Origin of the sequence: Paraplanobispora takensis (assembly GCF_016863195.1) — a bacterium.
Lineage (GTDB): Bacteria > Actinomycetota > Actinomycetes > Streptosporangiales > Streptosporangiaceae > Planobispora > Planobispora takensis.
In genome coordinates this window covers 1-1,732 of the sequence record NZ_BOOK01000122.1, presented here as the reverse complement: position 1 = coordinate 1,732, position 1,732 = coordinate 1, and the positions used below count along the sequence as shown (strand labels likewise).

2 protein-coding genes are annotated in these 1,732 nt (G+C 73.6%); both read left to right on the top strand.

Annotated features, from left to right (window positions below; translation table 11 throughout):
* Positions 1–530, top strand: a 530-nt coding sequence (locus Pta02_RS40690; RefSeq protein ID WP_239131606.1) for a phosphopantetheine-binding protein, incomplete at its 5' end; no start/stop codon positions are given.
* Positions 527–1,732, top strand: a 1,206-nt coding sequence (locus Pta02_RS40685) for a condensation domain-containing protein (protein ID WP_239131605.1), incomplete at its 3' end; no start/stop codon positions are given. The genes Pta02_RS40690 and Pta02_RS40685, both read left to right, overlap by 4 nt.

Below are 1,732 nucleotides of genomic sequence, written 5' to 3'. Positions count from 1 at the left end.
CTGTGCTGCGGGAGCGACCCGGTGTCAGGCAGGCCGCCGCCGTGCTCGTCGACGGCCGCCTGGTCGGCTATCTGGTCGGGGACGGCGGCGTTCCGGACCTGCGGTCCGTCCTGCCGGATTTCATGATCCCCGTCTCGTGGGTGCATCTCGACGAGCTGCCGCTCACCGCGAACGGCAAGCTCGACCGGGCCGCGCTGCCCGCCCCGGAGTGGCGGGCGGACCTGCCCTGGGAGCCGCCGCGCGCCGGTGCGGAGCAGACCGTGGCGCGCGTCTGGCAGGAGGTGCTCGGGCTGGAACGGCCCGGCCGGCACGACTCGTTCTTCGCGGTCGGCGGCGATTCCATCCGCAGTCTCAAGGTGGTGGCCGGGCTGCGCGCGGCGGGCTACGACGTGGAGCTGCGGCAGCTGTTCACGCACCAGTCCGTGGCTGAGCTGGCCACCGCGCTGCGCCCGCGCCGGGCCGTACCGAAGGCCGAAACGGGGGCGTTCGCCCTGCTCAGTCCCGCGGACCGAGAAAGGCTCATGGGATGATCGTCGACGCCTACCCGCTGACCGCTCTGCAGGCCGGGATGCTCTACCACGGCGAGCTGGACGGCGTGACCTTCCACGACCGCACCACGCTCACGCTGCGCGGCCGTTTCGACGAGGCGGCGCTGGTCAGGGCCCTCGGCGAGCTGACCGCCCGGCACGAGGTGCTGCGGACCTCGTTCGACCTGACCGGGTTCAGCGAGCCGGTGCAACTCGTGCACGACCACGCGGAGATCCCGCTGACCGTGTCCGCGGACGCGCCGGAGTACGGGCCCTTCGACTGGTCGGCACCGCCGTTGCTCCGGGTGCACGTGCGCCCGGAGGAGGACCGCTTCGCGCTGACCGTCTACTTCCACCACGCGATCCTGGACGGCTGGAGCGTCGCCGCGCTGGTCAACGAGCTGCTGGCGCGTTATCGCACTCCGGGGTTGCCGTCGGAGCCGCCGGGGGCCCGCTTCAGCGATCTGGTGGCGGTGGAGAAGGAGCTCGTGGCCTCACCGGAGGCCGCGGGCTTCTGGCGGGAGGTCGTCGCCGGCGCGCCGGACGGCCGCCTGCCCAGGATGCCCGGGTACCCGACCGGCGGGACGCGCACGGTCGCCGTGCTGGCCACGCCGCTCGACCCGGCCCTGGTCGCCGAGCTGACCGAGCAGGCGGCGCGGGAGCGGGTACCGCTGCGGTCGGTGCTGATCGCGGCGCACCTGCGGGTGCTGCACCTGGTCACCGGCGACCCCGACGTGCTGACCGGCGTCCTCACCCACGGCCGCCCGGAGAGCGAGGCGGGCGACGAGGTGCTCGGCCTGTTCCTCAACACGGTCCCGCTGCGGCTGCGCGCGGACGCCCCCGGGCTGGTGCGCAGGGTGTTCGAGGCGGAGGTGGCGCTGCTGCCGTACCGGCAGTATCCGCTGTTCGAGATCCAGCGCGCGGCCGGGCGCTCGCCGCTGCTCGACGCGCACGTCGACTTCCGCGACTTCCATGTGTACGGCGGCGCCGACCTGACCGTCGAGGACCAGGACTTCTTCGAGCAGACCGACCTGGCCTTCAGCGCGGCCTTCGTCAGGACGCCCGACCGGGGCATGACGCTGACGATCTCCTACGACACCACCCAGTTCCCCGCCGAGCAGGTGGAGGACTACCGCGACCTGTACCTGCGGGCGCTGTCCGGGCAGGCCGGCGTCTCCCCGCGGGACGCGGCGGCCCTCGCGGCG